Annotated in this window: 16 protein-coding genes and 1 tRNA gene; 14 read left to right on the forward strand and 3 right to left on the reverse strand. The window is 72.8% G+C overall.

The features are described 5' to 3' along the window. The first annotated feature begins 16 nt into the window (after window positions 1–16). A tRNA-Met gene (locus GGQ91_RS27450) sits at window positions 17–93 on the forward strand. A gap of 67 nt (window positions 94–160) precedes the next feature. Here GGQ91_RS27450 and GGQ91_RS27455 read toward each other — a convergent pair. Together GGQ91_RS27455 and gcvA are read right to left on the reverse strand one after the other, a co-directional pair. Then, a complete protein-coding gene (locus GGQ91_RS27455) occupies window positions 161–2305 on the reverse strand; it encodes a helicase-related protein (protein WP_043759671.1) in 2145 nt (714 codons plus the stop codon). Window positions 2306–2503: 198 nt separating this feature from the next. Then, window positions 2504–3391 (reverse strand): transcriptional regulator GcvA, encoded by an 888-nt coding sequence (gene gcvA, locus GGQ91_RS27460; protein ID WP_043357984.1) that lies wholly within the window; start codon window positions 3389–3391, stop codon window positions 2504–2506. 93 nt (window positions 3392–3484) lie between these two features. Between gcvA and GGQ91_RS27465 the strand changes: the two genes are divergently transcribed. Then, entirely contained in the window at window positions 3485–4714 is a 1230-nt protein-coding gene (locus GGQ91_RS27465; protein WP_043387294.1) for an MFS transporter, read from the forward strand. Window positions 4715–4792: 78 nt separating this feature from the next. Here GGQ91_RS27465 and GGQ91_RS27470 read toward each other — a convergent pair whose 3' ends face one another. Next, the gene (locus GGQ91_RS27470) at window positions 4793–6517 is read right to left on the reverse strand and encodes an adenylate/guanylate cyclase domain-containing protein (RefSeq protein ID WP_053610615.1); all 1725 of its coding nucleotides are present in this window, start codon (window positions 6515–6517) and stop codon (window positions 4793–4795) included. Between the two features lie 152 nt (window positions 6518–6669). Here GGQ91_RS27470 and GGQ91_RS27475 point away from each other — a divergent pair, with 152 nt between their 5' ends. The 12 genes from GGQ91_RS27475 to GGQ91_RS27530 all read left to right on the forward strand — a co-directional run bounded on the left by GGQ91_RS27475 (window position 6670) and on the right by GGQ91_RS27530 (window position 18346). Continuing rightward, complete coding sequence (locus GGQ91_RS27475; RefSeq protein ID WP_182593282.1) at window positions 6670–7254, forward strand: DNA-3-methyladenine glycosylase; 585 nt, start codon at window positions 6670–6672, stop codon at window positions 7252–7254. A 151-nt stretch (window positions 7255–7405) separates the two neighbouring features. Continuing rightward, window positions 7406–8560, forward strand: coding sequence for a transporter substrate-binding domain-containing protein (locus tag GGQ91_RS27480; protein WP_043387289.1), 1155 nt, complete (start codon window positions 7406–7408; stop codon window positions 8558–8560). Further along, complete coding sequence (locus tag GGQ91_RS27485; protein ID WP_043357993.1) at window positions 8557–9183, forward strand: ANTAR domain-containing response regulator; 627 nt, start codon at window positions 8557–8559, stop codon at window positions 9181–9183. Before GGQ91_RS27480 ends, GGQ91_RS27485 begins: the two co-directional genes overlap by 4 nt. Window positions 9184–9357: 174 nt before the next feature. Further along, window positions 9358–10203 (forward strand): nitrilase family protein, encoded by an 846-nt coding sequence (locus GGQ91_RS27490; RefSeq protein ID WP_053610618.1) that lies wholly within the window; start codon window positions 9358–9360, stop codon window positions 10201–10203. 44 nt (window positions 10204–10247) lie between these two features. Further along, window positions 10248–11402: a substrate-binding protein gene (locus tag GGQ91_RS27495; RefSeq protein ID WP_043387287.1), complete on the forward strand. Its 1155-nt coding sequence runs from the start codon at window positions 10248–10250 to the stop codon at window positions 11400–11402. Between the two features lie 365 nt (window positions 11403–11767). Continuing rightward, a complete protein-coding gene (locus tag GGQ91_RS27500; protein ID WP_043387286.1) occupies window positions 11768–12601 on the forward strand; it encodes a branched-chain amino acid ABC transporter permease in 834 nt (277 codons plus the stop codon). Beyond that, window positions 12594–14399 (forward strand): branched-chain amino acid ABC transporter ATP-binding protein/permease, encoded by a 1806-nt coding sequence (locus tag GGQ91_RS27505; protein ID WP_043387284.1) that lies wholly within the window; start codon window positions 12594–12596, stop codon window positions 14397–14399. The genes GGQ91_RS27500 and GGQ91_RS27505 overlap by 8 nt, the downstream gene beginning before the upstream one ends. Then, window positions 14392–15147, forward strand: a complete 756-nt coding sequence (locus tag GGQ91_RS27510) for an ABC transporter ATP-binding protein (RefSeq protein ID WP_182593283.1) — start codon at window positions 14392–14394, stop codon at window positions 15145–15147. Before GGQ91_RS27505 ends, GGQ91_RS27510 begins: the two co-directional genes overlap by 8 nt. A 3-nt stretch (window positions 15148–15150) precedes the next feature. Then, window positions 15151–16095, forward strand: coding sequence for a DUF1028 domain-containing protein (locus tag GGQ91_RS27515; protein ID WP_182593284.1), 945 nt, complete (start codon window positions 15151–15153; stop codon window positions 16093–16095). After that, window positions 16088–17488: an amidase gene (locus tag GGQ91_RS27520; protein ID WP_343066880.1), complete on the forward strand. Its 1401-nt coding sequence runs from the start codon at window positions 16088–16090 to the stop codon at window positions 17486–17488. Before GGQ91_RS27515 ends, GGQ91_RS27520 begins: the two co-directional genes overlap by 8 nt. A gap of 166 nt (window positions 17489–17654) precedes the next feature. Beyond that, a complete protein-coding gene (locus GGQ91_RS27525) occupies window positions 17655–17885 on the forward strand; it encodes a hypothetical protein (RefSeq protein ID WP_043358016.1) in 231 nt (76 codons plus the stop codon). Window positions 17886–17929: 44 nt separating this feature from the next. Next, window positions 17930–18346, forward strand: a complete 417-nt coding sequence (locus tag GGQ91_RS27530) for a DUF1236 domain-containing protein (RefSeq protein ID WP_043387275.1) — start codon at window positions 17930–17932, stop codon at window positions 18344–18346. Window positions 18347–18540 lie beyond the last annotated feature (194 nt).

An 18540-nucleotide genomic window follows, 5' to 3' on the forward strand; every position in this document is an offset into this window, starting at 1 on the left:
GCCGAAACACTCTTGGCGCGGGGTGGAGCAGCCCGGTAGCTCGTCAGGCTCATAACCTGAAGGTCACAGGTTCAAATCCTGTCCCCGCAACCAAATACGCAAACCCGCCGCGCCCAAAAGCGCGGCGGGTTTTTCTTTGGCGCCGAGCGCGCGGTCCCAGTCACCGCGCTCCGCTGCTCCGCCGGCTTCGGCGCTCAGCCTTGCGGGTCGCGGTCTCGCGCAGGTGCTGCTCGATGGCGTCGTTGGCGCGGCCGCGCATGTGCCGGATCGCCTCCCCGTCGTCGAACGTCTCCGGGAAGCGTCGGGACAGCCACAGATAGGCGCTCGCGAGCTTCACGGTCCGCTCCTGATAGTCGAGCGCCCCCGCGAGGTTGCCCCGGAGGGCGGGGACCGTGAGGCCGGCGGCCCGGGCCTGGCACCAGCGCTCCAGGAGGCCCATGGCGATCTCGTCGCGCCGGTTGATCGGGCAGACCGAGAAGGCGAACTTCTCCTCGATCGGCAGCCGGGCCCGGTCGACGATCCGGGCCACCTCCAGCACCTCCTCCAGGGCCGAGGGCTGGAACGGCGAGCCGGCGTAGAAGGTCGCCCGGGCGAAGTGGGTCAGCACCTCGGTGAGGCTGTGCGTGCGCATCTCCTCGGCCACCGAGCGGATCGCCCCGAGATCGGGGCGGACGAAGAAGCGCGTGTCGGCCGCGGGCGCCGTCGGGGCGCCCGACAGCGCGATCCGGATCGGCTCGATGGCGACCGCGTCCGTCGCCGCCACGTAGCCGACATCCTGGTGGCCGTAGCGGCCGGCCCGGCCGGCGATCTGCCGGATCTCGGAATGGGTGAGCGCCCGCTCGGCGCTGCCGTCCCATTTGCGCACCGCCGAGAACACGATCCGCTTGAGCGGCCCGAGATTGAGCCCCATGCCGATCGCGTCGGTGGTCACCAGCACGTTGGCCTCCCCCGAGCGGAAGCGCGCGGCCTCGGCCCGCCGGACCTCGGGCGACAGGGCGCCGTAGATGGTCGCCACCCGGTGGCCCCGGGCGACGAGGATCTCGCGGTTCTCGTGCACGGCCCGGCGGGAGAAGGCCACGACCGCGTCGCCGGCCTCGACCTTCTCCAGGGGGACCGGCTCCTCCACGAGCAGGAGCGGCGATTTCCGGGTGAAGGGGATCACCTCCAGGGATTCGTTGGCGGCCTCGGCGGCGCGGCGGACATACGACAGGGCGTCGTCGGAGCCGCAGACGATCACGGTCTTGGCGGCGACGCCGAACAGCGCGTTGGTCCAGGCCCAGCCGCGGTCGGGATCCGACAGCATCTGGATCTCGTCGATCACCGCCACGTCGATGGGCCGCGTCAGGTCGGCGGTCTCGATGGTGCGGGCGGTGTGGGTGGGGTTGGCCGCGCCCAGCACCTCCTCGCCGGTGATCATGCCGGCGCGCAAGCCCCGCTCGCGCAGGGTCTCGTAATTCTCCAGGGCCAGGAGTCGGAGCGGCGCGAGGTAGGCGCCGGTCTCCGCCGCGGTCAGGTGCTGGAGCGCCGCGTAGGTCTTGCCGGAATTGGTCGGCCCCATGTGGAACAGGATTGTCCGGTTGAGGCGCCGGGCGGCGGTGAAGCGCTCGATATAGGCGCCGAAGCCGACCTGATCGCGCAGGCGGCGCAGGCGCGAGCCCTCGCGGGCCACCGCCTTGGCGTGCCGGCGCACGGGGGTGAGCGTGTCGTTGAGGCCCCGGGCGAGCTTCGGGCCGTAGGTGAACACCCGGGACCGCAGCGACCGGTCCATGTGGGCGATGTAGGCGGCGGCGTCCGCCCCGACCTCGCGCAGGTCGACGAGGAGCTGCGCCCGCAACCGGTCGACCGGCTTGTGCAGGGCCCGGCTGGCCTGGAGCGCCGTGCGCGTCACGGCCTCGCGCAGGGCGTCCAGGCGGTGGGCCGGGTCGTTCCGGGCGGCCATGCGGGCCAGGATCTCGGCCGCCTCCGGCTCCGGCGCGATGTCGAGCCGCAGGTCCAGGCGGCCGTTGTCGAGGAGGGGGATCTCGGTGCGGATCAGCCACGTGATCCGGTGGTCCTTCGTCACCACGGCCCGGAGGTTCGGCACGGCCTTGCGGACCGCCGGGATGCCGGTCTCCGCGAAGGCCCGGGCGGCCTGCATCGCGCGCACGGCGCGGGCGACGCGGTCGTCCTCCACCTCGGCGCCGTATTCGGGCAGTTCGAGATCGGCGAGCAGCCGGTCGAGGTCGACGGCCTCCGGGGACAGGCCGAGCCGCCCGAGGGATTCGATCAGGCTCTCGATGGTCGGGCGGAGACGCTTGCGCGCCATGCGGTCACCTTCGGCAGAAGCGTCTCACGCCAACCCTGACGCGGTCGGGTGCGTTCCGGATCCGATCCATGCGCGGAACCGCGCCCGGACGCCACTCCGAAACCGTCCTTGCGAGCGCAGCGAAGCATTCCAGCGGCGCCACGAACCCCAACGTTGCGCGACACTGGGTTGCTTCGCTGCGCTCGCAAAGACGGGATCTCACGGTTGCCGGGCCGCCTCGGCGAGCCAGCCGCAGAAGGCCCGCACCGCCGGATCCTCCGCCCGGGGCTCCGGGACGTAGGTATAGTAGCTCCGTGCCGGCAGAGACGGGCCCGCGAAGGGCAGGGTCAGGCGGCCGGCCGCGACGTCGTCGGCGATCAGCCGCTCGGGCCCCATGGCGATCCCGAGCCCGTCGAGGGCGGCCTGGAGGGTCAGGTAGAAATGCTCCAGCGTCACCGAGGCCTGCGGCTCCAGATCGGGCACACCGGCCGCCCGCAGCCAGTCCGGCCAGACCCGCGGGAGCGTCGCCGCGTGCAGCAGGGTGTGCTGTCGGAGCTGCTCGGGCTCTGCGAGGGGGAGGCGCTGCAGCAGGGCCGGGCTGCAGACGGGGATGCGGCGTTCGGACAGGAACGGCTCCGCGCGATGGCCCGGGCGCGTCTCCGGACCACCGCGGATCGCGACATCGAACGGCTCCGCGAGCTGCGCCAGGGGCACGTTGGAGGTCGTCAGCCGGACCTCGATCGCCGGGTTGGCCACCTGGAAGCCGGACAGGCGCGGGATCAGCCAGCGCAGGGTGAAGGTGGCGAGCGCATTCACGTGCAGCAGGCGGGGCCGCCCGCGCTCGACCTGGCGGGCCGTGGCCAGGGCGATCCGGTCGAGGGCGGCGCCGATCTCGGTGGCGTAGGCGACCCCCGCCTCGGTGAGGACCACGCGCCGGTTGTGGCGCGTGAACAGCGGCAGGCCGAGCCAGCCCTCCAGCATCTGCACGTGCCGACTCACCGCGCCGTGGGTGACCCGCAGCTCGTCCGCGGCCCGGGTGAAGCTCCCGTGCCGCGCGGCCGCCTCGAAGGCCTTCAGGGCGTTCAGGGGCGGCAGGCGACGATGCACGGGTCAGGTTTCCTCACGCGAGCGTCAGCATAAGGCGTTTGTCAGCCCCCCGCCAGACCGCCATCCTGGATCGGAACCACGAAGGATGGCTGGATGTCCGTCGCGTCCGTTCCGACCGCGTCTTCCGAAACCGCGTCCCCGCCGGAGGCCCGGCGCACCCTCCTGGCGACCGGGGTCAACCACGCCCTGCACGACGGCTACACGGACCTGATCTACGTGCTGCTGCCGGTCTGGCAGGCGGAGTTCGGCCTCGATTACGTCGCCCTGGCCTTCCTGCGGTCGCTCTACAACGGCGCGCTGGCGGCGCTGCAGATGCCGGCGAGCCGCCTTGCCCAGGCCTGGGGCGCCCGCATCGTGCTGGTGCTCGGCACCGGGCTCAGCGCGGCGGGCTACGCGATCGCCGGCGCCTCGGGCGGCCTCGTCGGGCTCGGGGTCGGCCTCCTGCTCGGCGGCGCCGGCAGCAGCACCCAGCATCCCCTGGCCTCGGCGGTGATCGCCCGGGCCTACGGCGCGGCGGCGCGGGGGCCCCTCGGCACCTACAATTTCACCGGCGACCTCGGGAAGGCGGCGGTCCCGCCCCTGGTCGGGCTGCTGCTGACCCTGTCGGGCTGGCGCCACGCCCTCTGGGTGATCGCCGGCGGAGGCGTCCTCGTGGCGGTGCTGGTCGGGCGCCTGCTTCCGCGTGAGCCGCAGTCACGCAGCGCCCAGGCGGCCGCCAAGCGGGCGACCCGCCGGGTCGCGGGCGGATCGCCGCCCGGCGCGGGGTTCGGGCTCCTCGTCGCCATCGGCATGCTCGACAACGCCGCGCGGCCGGCCTTCCTGCTCTACCTGCCGTTCCTGCTGCAGGAGAAGGGTGCGGCGCTGACCACGGTGGGCCTCGCGCTCTCGCTGGTCTTCATCGGCGGCGCCCTCGGCAAGGCGGTGTGCGGGCGCCTCGGGGAACGCCTCGGCGTGACCCGGACCGTGATCCTCACCGAGACCGGGACGGCGCTCGCGATCCTGGCGGTGATCGTCCTGCCCCTGGCCCCCGGGCTGATCCTGCTGCCGCTCCTCGGCGTGATGCTGAACGGCACCTCGTCGGTCCTCTACGGGACGGTGCCGGAACTGGCCCCGGGCGGCCGGGTCGAGCGGGCCTTCGCGGTATTCTACACTTGGACGCTCGGCGGCAGCGCGCTGGCGGCGCCGCTGCTCTACGGACGGCTCGGCGACGCGGCCGGCCCGCACTGGGCGGCGGTGGCGGCGGCCGGGACGGCGCTCGCCGTGGTGCCGCTGATGCTGGCCCTGGCGCCGCGCCTCGGGGCGGCGGACCGGCAACGGGCCTGAGGCGTGGCGGCGGGGCCGGGGGCATGGGAACAGGATCTGCCCGCGGGGACGGCCCGCGCGTCCCGCCCGGACGCCGCCTCAGAGGCGGCCCAGGGTGTTGACCCGGACGGCCTCGGACCGGCCGTCCACCGCGACGTCCCGGATCTGCGCCGGCGCCACGCGGGCCGCCTGATAGACCGCCTCCGACACCACGGCCACGCAGCCGAGGGTCTTGGTCAGGCCCTGGAGGCGGGCGGCGACGTTGACGGTGTCGCCCAGCGCCGTGAAGCGGGCATCGGTGGCGTCGCCCATCTCGCCGACGATAGCGAGGCCCGCATGCACGCCGATCCCGTACCGGAGCGTGTGTTCCAGATCGGCCGCCAGCAGCCGGTTCAGGGTGTCTACGGCGTCGGCGATGAGGTCGATCGCCCGCAGGGCGTCCTGGGCGGCCTGCCCGGGCTCCGTCTCCAGGCCGAACAGGGCGAGCAGACCGTCGCCGAGGAACTGGTTGGTCGAGCCGCCGGCCTCCCGCACGGCGTCGCCGACCGCGCCGAGGAAGCGGTTGATGATGAACACCGTGTCGTAGGGCAGGCGCTCCTCGGCGAGCCGGGTCGAGCCGCGCAGGTCGACGAACATCGCCACGATGAAGCGCTCCTCGCCGGATTGCGCCCGGTCGAGCAGGTCGGCCTGGCGCATCCGCGGCTGCGGCGGCAGCAGAGGCACCACGGCCATGTCGGTCTCGGGCCGGAACTGACAGGCGAGCCGCACCCCCGGACCGGCGGCGATGCGCTCCAGGACCGACCGCTCGGTACGGCCGGGACTGGGCGCGCCGTCGCTGCCGTCCGTCACCCGGATGCGGCAGGTGGAGCATCGGCCGCGGCCGCCGCAGACGCTGGCATGGGGGATCCGGTTGCGCCGGCTCGCCTCCAGCACGCTGGTGCCCCGGGGGACCCGCACCACCCGCCCGTCCGGATAGCTGAGCCGGATCGTGCCGCGCTTGACCTCGGCGAGGGTCCGCACGCCGCGCGCTGCGACCACCGCCGCCACCAGGCCCGCATAGGTCCCGAGCAGCCCGTCCCGGATGGCCGCGAGCCGCGCGACCTGATCGGGCAGCCCGACATGGACCGGCTGGAGGGCCACCGCCCGCCACGCCGGATCCTGCGCCAGGGTGAGGATCATGCGGCCGCCCTGCGCGAAGCCCAGCAGCGACAGGACCGGGACCAGGACCGCGAGCGCCAGCAGCCAGGGCGCCATGCGCCCGAAGGCGGGCTTCAGCCGCAGCCAGAAATACAGGCCCATGCAGCCGTGGATCCACGCCAGGACCAGGACCGTGACCTGCAGCAGGCCGAGCGTCGGCGAGGCGATCCAGAAGGCGTAGAGTTCCTGCGCGTAGCCCTTGTCGAGCCCCTCGGTGACGAAGGAGATCCGGGTCGCCGTGATGTGGCTGATGAGGAGCGTCGGGATCAGCAGGCCCGAGACCAGCTGCAGGGCCTCGGAGGGCCGCCAATGGAAGAAGCGGGCCGCGTAGAGCGCCTGGAGCCCGAGCAGCAGATGGAGCACCAGGGCGCCGTAGAGCAGCGTCAGGCCGACGGGATTGAGCCAGACGGCCGTGACGAGGTCGAGGCCGTCCTCCATGGCGTCGAGGGAGATGTTGCCCAGGGCGTGGTTGAGCAGGTGGGTCAGCACGTAGCCGAACAGGACCAGGCCGCTGGCCAGCCGGAGGCGCCGCAGGTTCAGGCGGATCCGCGCGGCTTGCGTGGCGGATCGGGGTTGCGCGCCCGCATCGGCGGATCGAAGCGTCGCGATCGAGGCTGTGCGCACCATGCTGGGAGGTCCGAGGAGATCGGTTCTGGGCCCGCCATTCACGGTCCCTCGTACCAGCAAGACTTCCGCCGCGTCCGATTTATTTCCAATCGCCGGCGATCCGTGGAGTCCCGGACGTGAGGATCGCGCGGACCGCCCGCGCCGGAGACCCGATGCTGGACACCTTCTTCGCCCGCAGCGCCGCCGCGGTGGCCTCCGACCTGATCGGCGCCCGTCTGTTCGTCGGCGCGGCCGGCGGGATCATCGTCGAGACCGAGGCCTACGACAGCACCGATCCGGCCTCCCACAGCTTCCGCGGCCCGACCCGGCGCAACGCCAGCATGTTCGGCCCGCCGGCCCATGCCTACGTGTATCGCTCCTACGGGATGCACTGGTGCCTGAACCTCGTCTGCGAGCCCGGCAGCGCCGTGCTGCTCCGGGCCCTCGCGCCGACCGAGGGGTTTCCCGCCATGCGGGCGCGCCGCGGCGTGGAGGAGCCGCGCCTGCTCTGCGCCGGGCCGGGCCGCCTCTGCCAGGCCCTCGGCGTCACCGACGCGCTGGACGGCGCGACCCTCGCGCGGGCGCCGTTCCGGTTCGAGCCCCGCGCCGCGGGCGATCCCGGGGCCGTCGAGGTGGTCAGCGACCGGCGCATCGGCATCACCCGCGGCGCCGAGACTCCCTGGCGGTTCCTGCTCGCCGGCTCCCGCTTCGTCAGCCGGCCGGTGCGGCGGGCCGAACCGGGGGCCGGGACCGCCTGAGGATCGCAGCGGCCGGAGCGGGATGTCCGGTCGCGGATCCGGGCCGAGCCCGCGCGACCGGGCCGACGCTTCCGCAGGGGGGCGTCCGTCGGGTAGGACGGGGCCGAGGCGCGGGCGATCCGCCGGGCCTGGGCGCGCGCGGGGAGGGGCCATGGCGGCCAAGGATGAAGCGACGTGGCGGGTCGGCGTCCTGTTCTCCCGCAGCGGGGTGAGCGGCATCACCGAGACCGAGCACTTCCTCGGCACCGCGCTCGCGATCGAGGAGATCAACCAGGCCGGCGGCGTGCTGGGCCGCCCGATCGAGCCGGTCTGCTACGACCCCGCCGGCGAGACCGACGCCTACCGCACCCTGGCCCGGCGAATGCTTGCCGAGGACGGGGTCGAGGTGGTGTTCGGCTGCTCGCTCTCGGCGAGCCGGAAGTCGGTGCTGTCCACCATGGAGCGGCACAACGGCCTGCTCTGGTACCCGTCGATCTACGAGGGCTTCGAGTACTCGGAGAACATCATCTACACCGGTGCGACCCTCAACCAGAACGTCTTCGCCCTGGCCGACTACCTCCTGCAGGAGCAGGGGCGGCGGATCTTCCTGATCGGCTCCGACTACATCTACCCGCGGGAATCGAACCGGGTCATGCGCGACCTGATCGAGGCGAAGGGCGGGACCATCGTGGGCGAGCTGTACGCGGCCCTCGACGCGGACGACGCGGCCCATGCCGCCATGATCGCGGCGATCCGCGACGCCGCCCCGGACGCGGTCTTCTCCACCGTGGTGGGGCGCGGGGCCGAGCGGCTCTACCGCGCCTACGCGGAATCCGGCATCGACCGCGCCCGCTGCCCGATCGCCAGCCTGACCCTGGCGGAGGGCCAGATCCACGCGATCGGTCCCGAGCACTGCACCGGCCACGTCCTGGCGGCCCCGTATTTCGGGTCCCTTGCGAGCGAGGAGAACCGGCGCTTCGTCGCCGCCTTCCAGGCCCGGTTCGGGCCCGAGCGCCCCACCAGCATGTGGTCGGAGACCGCCTACGCGCAGGTCCATCTCTTCGCCCGGGCGCTCACGGAGGCCGGCACCCTCGACGCCGAGCGCCTCGGCGCGGCGGCCCTGCGCCAGCGCCTCGCGGCGCCGGAGGGCGACCTCGCCTTCGACGGCGAGACGCGGCACATCTGGCTCACGCCGGGCATCGGCGTCGCCCGGGCCGACGGGCAGTTCGACGTGGTCTGGCGGGCGCGCCGGCCCGTGCGGCCCGATCCCTACCTCGCGTGGTCCCGGTTCGAGACGAACTGGCTGGAGGAGGGTCTCGCCGCGTGACCGCCCCCGCCCGCAAGATCCTGGACGACCTGCGGCGCGCCCGCGCCCTCGTCATCCACCCCAAGGACGAGGAGGGCGCCGCGCTGCTGGAGCAGCTCCGTCGCCTCGGCTGCGCGGTCTCCCTGGCGTGGCCGCCGCCCGCCGCCCTGCCCGCCGACATCGACACGCTGTTCATCCAGCTCGACGACGCCCAGGTGATGCACCTGCTGCCGTCGATCGAGGCGCTGGAGCCGGCGGTCATCGCCATCGTGGCCTACGAGAGCCCGACCTCCCTGAAGGCGATCGCCGACGTCAACGCCCACGGCGTGCTCAACAAGCCGCTCCACCCGCGGGGCGTGCTCACCCAGTTCGCCCTGGCCCGCTACCGGCGCGGCTACGAGGGCCGGCTCACCAGCAAGATCAACCGGCTGGAGGAGACCATGAAGGGCCGCCGCACCGTCGAGAAGGCGGTCCGGCTGCTCGTGGACCTGAACCGGATCGACGAGGACGCCGCCTACAAGATGCTCCGGGACCGGGCCACCGCCGCCCGCGTGCCGATGGCCAGCGTGGCCGAGAGCGTGGTCTCGGCCCACGAGGCGATGAGCGGTCTCGGCCTGCGCATCGCGTTGGCGGAAAAGACCTGATCGCAGCAGCCTGCCGCATTTATGGTCTTGCGGTCCGGTTCGGGGCGCGTATCGTAGTCTAACCGGGCAAGGTTGCCCCGCAGCAAGATTGCTGCATGACATCTCGGCTTTGAAGCCTCTGGTTCGCGGATGATCTTGTCCGCGCCCAGGGGCTTTTTGCGTTTTGGAGCTTTCATGATCCAAGCGAACGGTCCTGCGCGCCCGCCGATACGGGTGTCGTGCATCCAGTTCGCGCCGGACTTCGGCGCGGTCGACGCGAATCTGGCGCGGGCCTCCGATCTCGTCCGCGCGGCCGCCGCCGCGGGCAGCCGGCTGATCGTGCTGCCGGAACTCGCCAGCACCGGCTACGTGTTCGAATCCGCCGCGGAGGCCGCCGCCCTGGCCGAGCCGGTGCCGGAGGGCCCGACCACCCGGGCCTGGGCGGCGCTGGCCGCGGAACTCGGCGTGCACATCGTGGCGGGGATCGCCGAATCCGCCTGCGACGTCCTCTACAACGCCGCCGTGATCGTCGGGCCGGAGGGCTATATCGGCACCTACCGCAAGGCGCATCTCTGGGACCAGGAGAACGTGTTCTTCGCCAGGGGCGACCTCGGCTTCCCGGTCTTCGACACGGCGCTGGGCAAGGTCGGCGTCGCCATCTGCTACGACGGCTGGTTCCCCGAGACCTTCCGGCAGCTGGCGCTCGGCGGCGCCGAGATCGTCTGCATCCCGACCAACTGGGTGCCGATGCCCGACCAGCCCGCGGGCGAGGCCGCCATGGCGAACACCCTGCACCGGGCCGCCGCCCACGTGAACGGCCTCTTCATCGCCTGCGCCGACCGGGTCGGCACCGAGCGCGGCCAGCCCTTCGAGGGGCAGAGCCTGATCGTCGGCCCCAAGGGCTGGCCACTCGCCGGCCCGGCGAGCCGCGACCGGACCGAGACCCTCTCGGCGCTGGTCGATCTCGACGCGGCCGGCCGCAAGGACCTGAACCGGTTCAATTCGCTCCTGCGCGACCGCCGCACCGACATCTACGGCTGAGCCGAGATCCGTAACCCTTCCCGTCCGTCCCAAGGAGTTCGTTCATGGTGAAATGGTCCCTCGCCGGCGCCGCGGCGCTCGCCCTCGCCGCCACGGCCGCGCAGGCCGCCGACGGCAAGCCGATCGTCATCGGCATCCCGATCGGCCTGTCGGGCGCCAACAGCGTCGTCGCCCCCTCGGTGGTGCAGTCGGCCGAACTCGCCGTGGAGGAGATCAACGCCAAGGGCGGCGTGCTCGGCCGCAAGCTCGTCCTCGAGGTCGCCGACGACGCCTCCGGGGCGGCCGGCGCCCAGAAGGCCTTCGACAGCCTGATCTACCAGAAGAAGGTCGACGTCCTGATCTCCATGGAGACGAGCGCGGCGCGCAATGCCGGCCTGCCCGCCGTCACCAAGGGGAAGGTGCCGTACATCTACACCTCGTTCTACGAGGGCCATTCCTGCAACAAGAACATGTTCGTGGACGCCTGGGTGCCGGAGCAGCAGGTTCCGCCGGTGGTGGACGCCTTCAAGGCGCAGGGTGCCAAGACCTACTTCCTGATCGGCAGCGACTACGCCTTCGGCCGCGGCATGCTGGGCTTCGCCAAGAGCTACGTCGAGAAGACCGGCGGCAAGGTTCTCGGCGAGGAATACCTGCCGATGGACGGCAGCGACTGGACCGCGATCATCTCCAAGCTGAAGGAGGCCAAGCCCGACGCGCTGATCACCTCGACGGCGGGCGGCGCGCCGAACGTGACGCTGACCAAGCAGCTGCGCGGCGCCGGCGTGACGCTGCCCTTCGCCAACCTCGCGCTGGACGAGGGCACCGCCAAGAGCATGGGCGCGGACGCCGAGGGCGTCTACCTCTCGGCCTCCTACGTCACCGGGATCGACAGCGCGGAGAACAAGGCGTTCCTGGCGGCGATGCAGAAGAAGTTCGGCGCCGAGCTGCGCACCCCGAACGACCTCTCGGTGCCGGAATACGAGGCGATCTACCTCTACAAGGCCGCGGTCGAGAAGGCGGGCGGGACCGAGACCGCCAAGGTGCTGGAGGCGCTGCCGACGGTAAGCTTCACCGGGCCGCGGGGCACGATCACCATGAGCAAGCAGCACCACGCGCCGCTGACCATGTATCTCGGCCAGATCCAGAAGGACGGCACCGTGAAGGTCGCCGGCACCTTCAAGGACGTCGATCCCGGCGAGCAGTGCCCGAAGCTGCAATGAGGGGCGGGGCGCGACGCCTCCCTCTCCCCGCCCGGCGACGATGGCCGCCCGTCCGAGGCGGACACCGACGCCGCTGAACGAGCGCGACGCGCGCCCTCTCCCGTGCGGGAGAGGGTTGGGGTGAGGGATCGGAGGTTTCGGGATCGCGCGCCCCATCGCCGCGCGGTCAAGGTCGAGACTCTCTCGGAGAGGCCGCATCCCTCACCCTGTCCCTCTCCCGCACGGGAGAGGGGACCCGCGCCCGATCCTGAATCCGCGTTGCCAAAGCAGATGCGTGGATCGGCAGGCCCGCACAGGGGCGCTCATTGCGCCGGGCCTCTGCCGCTTCCGCCTCGTGATGACGGTCCTTCAACCGGAACTCCCCGATGCTGCTCACCCTCGACATCCTGACCACCGCGGCGATCCTGTTCATCGTCTCGATCGGCCTCCTGGCGATCTTCGGCGTGCTCAAGATCATCAACTTCGCCCACGGGGCGTGGCTGACGGTCGGCGCCTATTGCGCGGTGGTGACCGCCAAGCTCGGGCTCAATCCCTGGCTGGCGCTGCCGTTGGCCTTCGCGGTCGGCGCGGCGCTCGGCGGTCTCGCCGAGCACTTCATCATCCGCCCGCTCTACCGGCGGCCGCTCGACGCGATCCTGGCCACCTGGGGGCTCGGCATCGTGGTCGGGCAGCTCATCACCCTGGCCTTCGGCCGGGACGTCCAGCTCACCCCGAACCTGCTGGCGGGCACCGTCGAGATCCTCGGCGTCGACTATTCCGCCTACCGCCTCGTGGCTCTGGGCATCGCGCTGGCGATCGGCACCCTGTTCGCGCTGACGATCGAGCGGACCCGGCTCGGGCTCTCGGCCCGGGCGGTGATCATGAACGAGACCCTGGCGCGCAGCCTCGGCATCGACACGGGGCGCGTGCGCCTCGTCGTGTTCATGATCGGCGCGGGGTTCGCGGCGCTCGCCGGCGTCCTGCTGACGCCGCTCACCAGCGTCGACCCGAACATGGGCGTCGCCTGGCTGATCGGCGCCTTCATGCTGGTGATGGTCGCCGACGCCTCGTACCTGGCGCTCGCGGCGGCCTGCCTCGTCTTCGGGGCCGCGCAGGTCCTGATCAGCACCTTCGTGAGCCCGATCCTCGGCAGCATCGCCATCGCGGTGCTCGCCGCCCTCGTGCTGCGGATCAGCCCGAAAGGTTTCTCCCGTGCTTGAGACCCTGCCCGTCACCGAGCGCGCCGCCGCGGCCCCCCGCCGGCGGCGCCTGTCCCGCGCGGCGCCCGTCGTGGTCGCAATCCTGGCGGCGCTCGCCCTCTGGATCGCGCCGCTCGTCCTCGACACCTTCGCGGTCAACGTCCTGACCCGGTCGATGATCTACGCGGTGCTGGCCGTCACGGTGGACCTGCTCTGGGGCTTCGCGGGGATCCTGACCTTCGGGCAGGCGGCCTTCTTCGGCGTCGGCGCCTACGCCACCGCGATGATCCTCACCGCCTACGGGGCGACGCCCCTGGGGATCGCCGCGGCGGTCGCGGCGGCGCTGGTCGCGCCGGCGCTGCTCGGCCTCGCGGTCGGCTGGCTGTCCTTCTACCACCGCTCGACCCCGCTCTACGCCTCGGTGATCTCGCTGGTCGTCCCGATCGTCGTGGTGCAGCTGATCTACGCGGGCGGCGAATGGACCGGCTCCAGCAGCGGCCTCGTCGGATTCGACGTGCTGCCGTTCGAGAGCGAGGGCTATTTCCGCCTCGCGGCCCTGTTCCTGATCGTCGTCACCCTGGCGGCCTGGATCCTGGTCCGGGCCGATGCGGGCCGCGCCCTCGTGGCGCTGCGGGACAACGAGGCGCGCTGCGCCTATCTCGGCCTCAACCCGCGGCGCCTGCAGATCCGGCTGACCGCGGCTCTGGCCGCCGTCGCGGGGATCGCGGGCTTCCTGTTCGCCAACGCCTCGGGCGTGGTCGCGCCCGAGAATGCCGGCTTCCTGTTCGGCACCGAGCTGGTGATCTGGGTGGCGCTCGGCGGCCGCGGCACGCTGCTCGGCCCGGTGCTCGGCACCATCGCCATCGACTACCTCGCGGCGAACCTGTCCGGCGACCTGCCGTTCCTCTGGCAGCTCCTCCTGGGCACGGCCTTCGTGGCCATCATCATCCTGCTGCCGGGCGGCCTCGCCGACCTCGTCGGACGCCTCTGGCGGGCGCTGCCGGCGGGCCGGCGGGAACCCGCGCCGCCGCGCCTCGTCGCGCGGGCGGCCGATCCGGATGCGGCCGCCTCCGCGACCCCCATCCTCACGGTCGAGAACCTCGCCAAGGCCTACGGTGCCCTGACGGTGCTGGAGGGCATCGACCTGGAGATCCGGGCGGGCGAGCTCGTCAGCCTCGTCGGGCCCAACGGCGCCGGCAAGACCACGCTGATGCGCTGCCTCAGCGACGGCACCGAGCCCTTCACGGGGGCGATCGCCATCGGCGGCACCCCGATCACCGGGCTGACGCCGAACCGCATCGTCGGCCTCGGGGTCGGGCGCAAGTTCCAGGTGGCGAGCGTGTTCGAGAGCCTGTCGGTGGCCGATTGCCTCCGGCTCGCCCGGGCATCCCATGACGGCCTGAGCCCGGTCGGGCAGGCGGAGACGCTGGGCCTGCCGCAGGCGGCCCTCGACGTCCTGCGCATGACCGGCCTCGACCGCCTGCTGACCCGGCCGACCCGCCTCCTGTCCCACGGCCAGAAGCAGGCGCTCGAACTCGCCATGGTGGTGGCGCTGGAGCCGCGGCTGATCCTGCTGGACGAGCCCACCGCCGGCCTGACCAAGGCCGAGCGCACCACCATCGGGACCGTGCTCAAGGCGCTCACCGCCGGGGGAAGGATCGCCGCCGTGCTGGTCGAGCACGACCTCGACTTCGTGCGCGAGATCTCGTCGCGGATCGTGGTGCTGCACCAGGGCCGCCTCGTCCTCGACGGCACGGTGGAGGACGTCGTCGGCTCCGAGCTGGTCCGGACCATCTATTCGGGAGGTGCCCATGGCTGAGGCAGCGGGTGAGGCAGCGGCTGAGGCAGTGCGGCGGAGCGAGCCGGCGGACGCCGCCCTCGCCCTGGAGGGGGTGTCGAGCGGCTACGGAGCGGTATCGATCGTGAAGGGCGTGTCCCTGTCGGTGGCGGCGGGGGAGATCGTGGCGCTGCTGGGCAAGAACGGCATGGGCAAGACCACGCTGCTCAAGACCATCCTGGGCATGGTCGCCCTGCGGGGCGGCGCGATCACCGTCGGGGGACAGGCGCTCGCCGGCCTGTCGCCCGCCCGGCTCGTGGCGCTCGGCGTCGGCTACGCGCCGCAGGAGCAGCCCCTGTTCCAGGACCTGTCGATCCGCGACAACCTGCGCCTCGCGGTCCCCTCCGACCGGATGCTGCCGGAGGCGCTGGAGCGGCTGTTCGGCCATTTCCCGTTCCTGAAGGACCGGCTGGCCCAGCGGGCCGGCACCCTCTCGGGGGGCGAGCAGAAGATGCTGATCCTCGGCCGCGCCCTGATGCTGCGCCCGCGCCTGCTCCTCATCGACGAGATCTCCGAGGGCGTGCAGCCCTCCATGGTCGAGCGCCTGCGCGGCGTGCTCGACGCCGAGCGGGCGGCGGGCGTGTCGATGCTGGTGGTGGAGCAGCACGTCGCCTTCGCGCTGGCCCTGGCCGACCGCTACGCCGTCCTCAAGCTCGGCGAGATCGTCGACAGCGGGCCGGCCGGGGCGCCGGACGCGCAGGCGCGCGTCATCGGCCATCTGGCGGTGTGAGCCATGAGCGAACTCAACACCTTCTCGATCGCCGCCCGCTGCCCGCGGACCGGGCAGCTCGGCGTCGCGGTGGCGAGCGCCGTCCCGGCGGTGGGCGGGCTCTGCCCCTACATCCGCGCCGGGATCGGGGCCGTCACCACCCAGTCCTGGGTGAACCCCTACCTCGCCGCCCGCATCCTCGACGGCCTGGCCGGCGGGCAGGGCCCCGACGCCGCCCTGGCGGCGGCGCTCGCCACCGACGACCGGCCGGACCTGCGCCAGCTCGGCCTCGTCGATGCGCGCGGGACCGGCGCGGCCTGGACCGGCGCCGGCTGTACTCAGGCCGCCGGACACCGCACCGGGGCCGGCTACGCCGTGCAGGGCAACATGCTGGCCGGGACCGGCGTGATCGACGCCATGGCGGAGGCCTTCGCGGGGAGCGCGGCCTGCGACCTCGACGAGCGGCTCATGCGGGCGCTGGAGGCCGGCGATGCGGCCGGCGGCGACAAGCGCGGCAAGCAATCGGCGGCCCTCAGGATCGTCGCCGGCGAGGATTACCCGCTCCTCGACCTGCGGGTCGACGAGCACGCCGAGCCCGTCGCCGAGCTGCGCCGCGTCCTCGCGATCGCCCGGCGGCAGCTCGTGCCGTTCGTGGCCGGCATGCCCCGGAAGCACGGCCCGGCCGGCGCCCTGCCGGACGACGTCGTGGCGATGCTCCTGAAAGCGCCCGCTGAGCGGCCGGGCGCTGCGGCCGATGGCGGGGCCGCCGATGCGCCCGATCTCCTGCGCGACGTCATCGGCCTGCGCCAGGAGCCCGGGCGGGTCGCGCACCTGCTGACGCAGTTCGCGCCGGTGCTCGCCGAGATCGCCCGGCTCCGCGACCTCGACCTCGCGGACATCCATCCGCCGGTCGTCTTCGATCCGACCTTGCCGTACCGCCGGGGGCCCCATGACGACCGCCGTGACTGACCCCCTCTGGCCGTTGCCGATCACCGAGCTCGCGCGGCGGATCGCGGCGCGGGAGCTGTCGAGCGCCGACCTCGTCGGCGCCAGCCTCGACCGGATCGCGCGCCTCGACGGCGCCCTGAACAGCTTCGTCCATCTCTCGTCCGCGGCCCTCGACGCCGCGCGCGCGGCCGATGCCGAGATCACCCGGTCCGGCCCGCGGGGCCCGCTGCACGGCATCCCGATCGCCATCAAGGACAACTACACCACGGCCGACATGCCGACCCGGGCGGGTACCGCCGTGGAGGCCCTGACCTTCCCGGCGGCCGACAGCCACGCGGTGGCGCGGCTGCGGGCGGCCGGCGCGGTGATCCTCGGCAAGCTGCGCATGCACGAATTCGCCTGGGGCATGGTCACGCCGCCGACCCGCAATCCCTGGGACCTCGACCGGGTGCCCGGCGGCTCCAGCGGCGGCTCCGGCGCCGCGGTCGCGGCCCGCCTCTGCCCGGCCGCCCTCGGCTCGGACACGGGCGGCTCGATCCGGATCCCGGCCGCCCTGTGCGGGGTCGTCGGCCTCAAGCCGACCTACGGCCGGGTCGGCCGGTCGGGGATCGTCCCGCATTCCTGGTCCCTCGACCATGCCGGGCCGCTGACCCTGACGGTGGCCGATTCCGCCCTGATGCTGCAGGCCCTCGCCGGCCCGGATGCCGGCGATCCCGCCGCCAGCGCGGCGCCGGTCCCCGACTACACGGCCGGGCTGGACCGGCCGATCCGGGGCCTGCGCGTCGCGGTGATCCGCAACCACTTCTTCGACGCGGTCGACGAGGACGTCGCTGTCGCAATCGAGGGGGCGCTCCGCTTCCTCGCCGACCGGGGCTGCACGGTCCGCGACGTCGCGGTGCCGTCCCTGCGCCACGGCCTCGGGGCCATCTACGCCATCGAGCTCGCCTCCTCGACCGCCTATCACGACCGCAGCCTCGCCCAGGGCCACGTGGCGGGCTTCGCCGCCGACGTCCGCGACCTCGTGGAGATGGGCCGGCTCGTGACCGGGCCGGACTACCTGCGCGCCGAGCAGGTGCGGGCCCTGATCATGGACGAGATGGCCGCCGTCCTGGCGGAGGCCGACGTGATCGTCGGCCCGGCCTCGCCCTTGACCGCGTGGCGGACGGACGAGTCCGCGGTGTCGCTCGGCGGGCGCGCGGAGAGCGTGCTGGCGGCCTCCTGGCGGCTGACCTACCCGTTCAACCTCGCGGGCCTGCCCGCGATCGCGCTGCCCTGCGGCTTCGACCGGCGCGGCCTGCCGATCAGCCTCCAGATCGCCGGCCGGCCCTTCGCCGAAGCCGAGATCCTGCGCGTGGCGCACCAGTACGAGCGGGCGCACGATTGGTGGCGCCGGGTGCCGCCCCTGGCCGGCTGACGCGGCGGGCCGGTCCTGCGCAGCTGAACCGGCCCGTTGCGATCGGTTGCACGCAACCAATACCGCCTCTCATCGCAAATATCCGCGCGCTGTACAGAGCGATGCGTGTGGAACCCTTTTTCCGCGGTTGCCGTTGCTGGGTTCGATTGAAACCAGGAGGCTACCAATGCGCAACATCATTCTCTCGGGTGCCCTGTTCGCGGCCCTGTGCGGCGCGGCGAGCGCCGAGGAGACCACGGTCATCCGCCGCGACGGGCCCGCCGTCGTCGACCACCGCGACACCGTCGTCGAGAAGCGTGAGGTCACCACCGGCACCGTCGATTGCGGTTCCAAGACCGTCCACAAGGAGGACGGCATGGGCAACTCCAAGACCGTCCACAAGGAAGGCTGCAACTGAGCCTCCGCGGCCCGTAACGCCCTGACGAGCCTGGAGATCTCAGCATGACCAACAAGCTTCTTCTGTCGCTGGCGACCGCCGGCCTCCTCGCCCTCCCGGTGGCCGCCCAGGCGCAGGGCACCCTGCGGGGCGCGGCCGAGGGTGCGGCGGTCGGCGCCGATGCGGCCGGCCCGGTCGGCGGCATCGTCGGCGGCGCCGTGGGCGCGGCCACCGGTACGGTGGGCGGCATCCTCGGGGTCGACGACCGTCCCCGGTTCCGCAGCTACGTCCGCGACCGCGGCGTGCGCTCGTACAGCTGGGGCGGCCCGGTCCGGGTCGGCACCGTGCTGCCGGAGGACAGCGTGACCTACTACGACGTACCCGACGAGTACCGGGTGCGTCCGGGCTACCGCTACACCATCGTGAACGACCAGCCCGTCCTGGTCGATCGCGGCCACCGCATCGTCGAGGTCATCGACTGATCGGAGGGGCGCCGGGATCCCGGCGCTCCATCAGGCAGGACGGCCCGTCCGGCATCGCCGCGGCGGGCCGTTTCGCGTCTGCAGGGCGCGGCCCGAGAACGAGAGGACGAGAGATCGCGCGGGCATGGGCACGGGCGCTGGAGACGAGGCGCGACGGACCCCCTCTCCCGAGCGGGAGAGGGCTGGGGTGAGGG

The sequence above is a fragment of the Methylobacterium fujisawaense genome, assembly GCF_014138435.1.
GTDB classification, from domain to species: Bacteria; Pseudomonadota; Alphaproteobacteria; order Rhizobiales; family Beijerinckiaceae; genus Methylobacterium; species Methylobacterium fujisawaense.

Coding starts and splice junctions, on each gene's coding strand:
- GGQ91_RS27470 (WP_053610615.1), bottom strand. CDS start 6,517: ATGGTGCGCACAGCCTCGATCGCGACGCTTCGATCCGCCGATGCGGGC.
- GGQ91_RS27475 (WP_182593282.1), top strand. CDS start 6,670: ATGCTGGACACCTTCTTCGCCCGCAGCGCCGCCGCGGTGGCCTCCGAC.
- GGQ91_RS27465 (WP_043387294.1), top strand. CDS start 3,485: ATGTCCGTCGCGTCCGTTCCGACCGCGTCTTCCGAAACCGCGTCCCCG.
- GGQ91_RS27530 (WP_043387275.1), top strand. CDS start 17,930: ATGACCAACAAGCTTCTTCTGTCGCTGGCGACCGCCGGCCTCCTCGCC.
- GGQ91_RS27455 (WP_043759671.1), bottom strand. CDS start 2,305: ATGGCGCGCAAGCGTCTCCGCCCGACCATCGAGAGCCTGATCGAATCC.
- GGQ91_RS27500 (WP_043387286.1), top strand. CDS start 11,768: ATGCTGCTCACCCTCGACATCCTGACCACCGCGGCGATCCTGTTCATC.
- GGQ91_RS27525 (WP_043358016.1), top strand. CDS start 17,655: ATGCGCAACATCATTCTCTCGGGTGCCCTGTTCGCGGCCCTGTGCGGC.
- GGQ91_RS27480 (WP_043387289.1), top strand. CDS start 7,406: ATGGCGGCCAAGGATGAAGCGACGTGGCGGGTCGGCGTCCTGTTCTCC.
- GGQ91_RS27515 (WP_182593284.1), top strand. CDS start 15,151: ATGAGCGAACTCAACACCTTCTCGATCGCCGCCCGCTGCCCGCGGACC.
- GGQ91_RS27495 (WP_043387287.1), top strand. CDS start 10,248: ATGGTGAAATGGTCCCTCGCCGGCGCCGCGGCGCTCGCCCTCGCCGCC.
- GGQ91_RS27510 (WP_182593283.1), top strand. CDS start 14,392: ATGGCTGAGGCAGCGGGTGAGGCAGCGGCTGAGGCAGTGCGGCGGAGC.
- GGQ91_RS27490 (WP_053610618.1), top strand. CDS start 9,358: ATGATCCAAGCGAACGGTCCTGCGCGCCCGCCGATACGGGTGTCGTGC.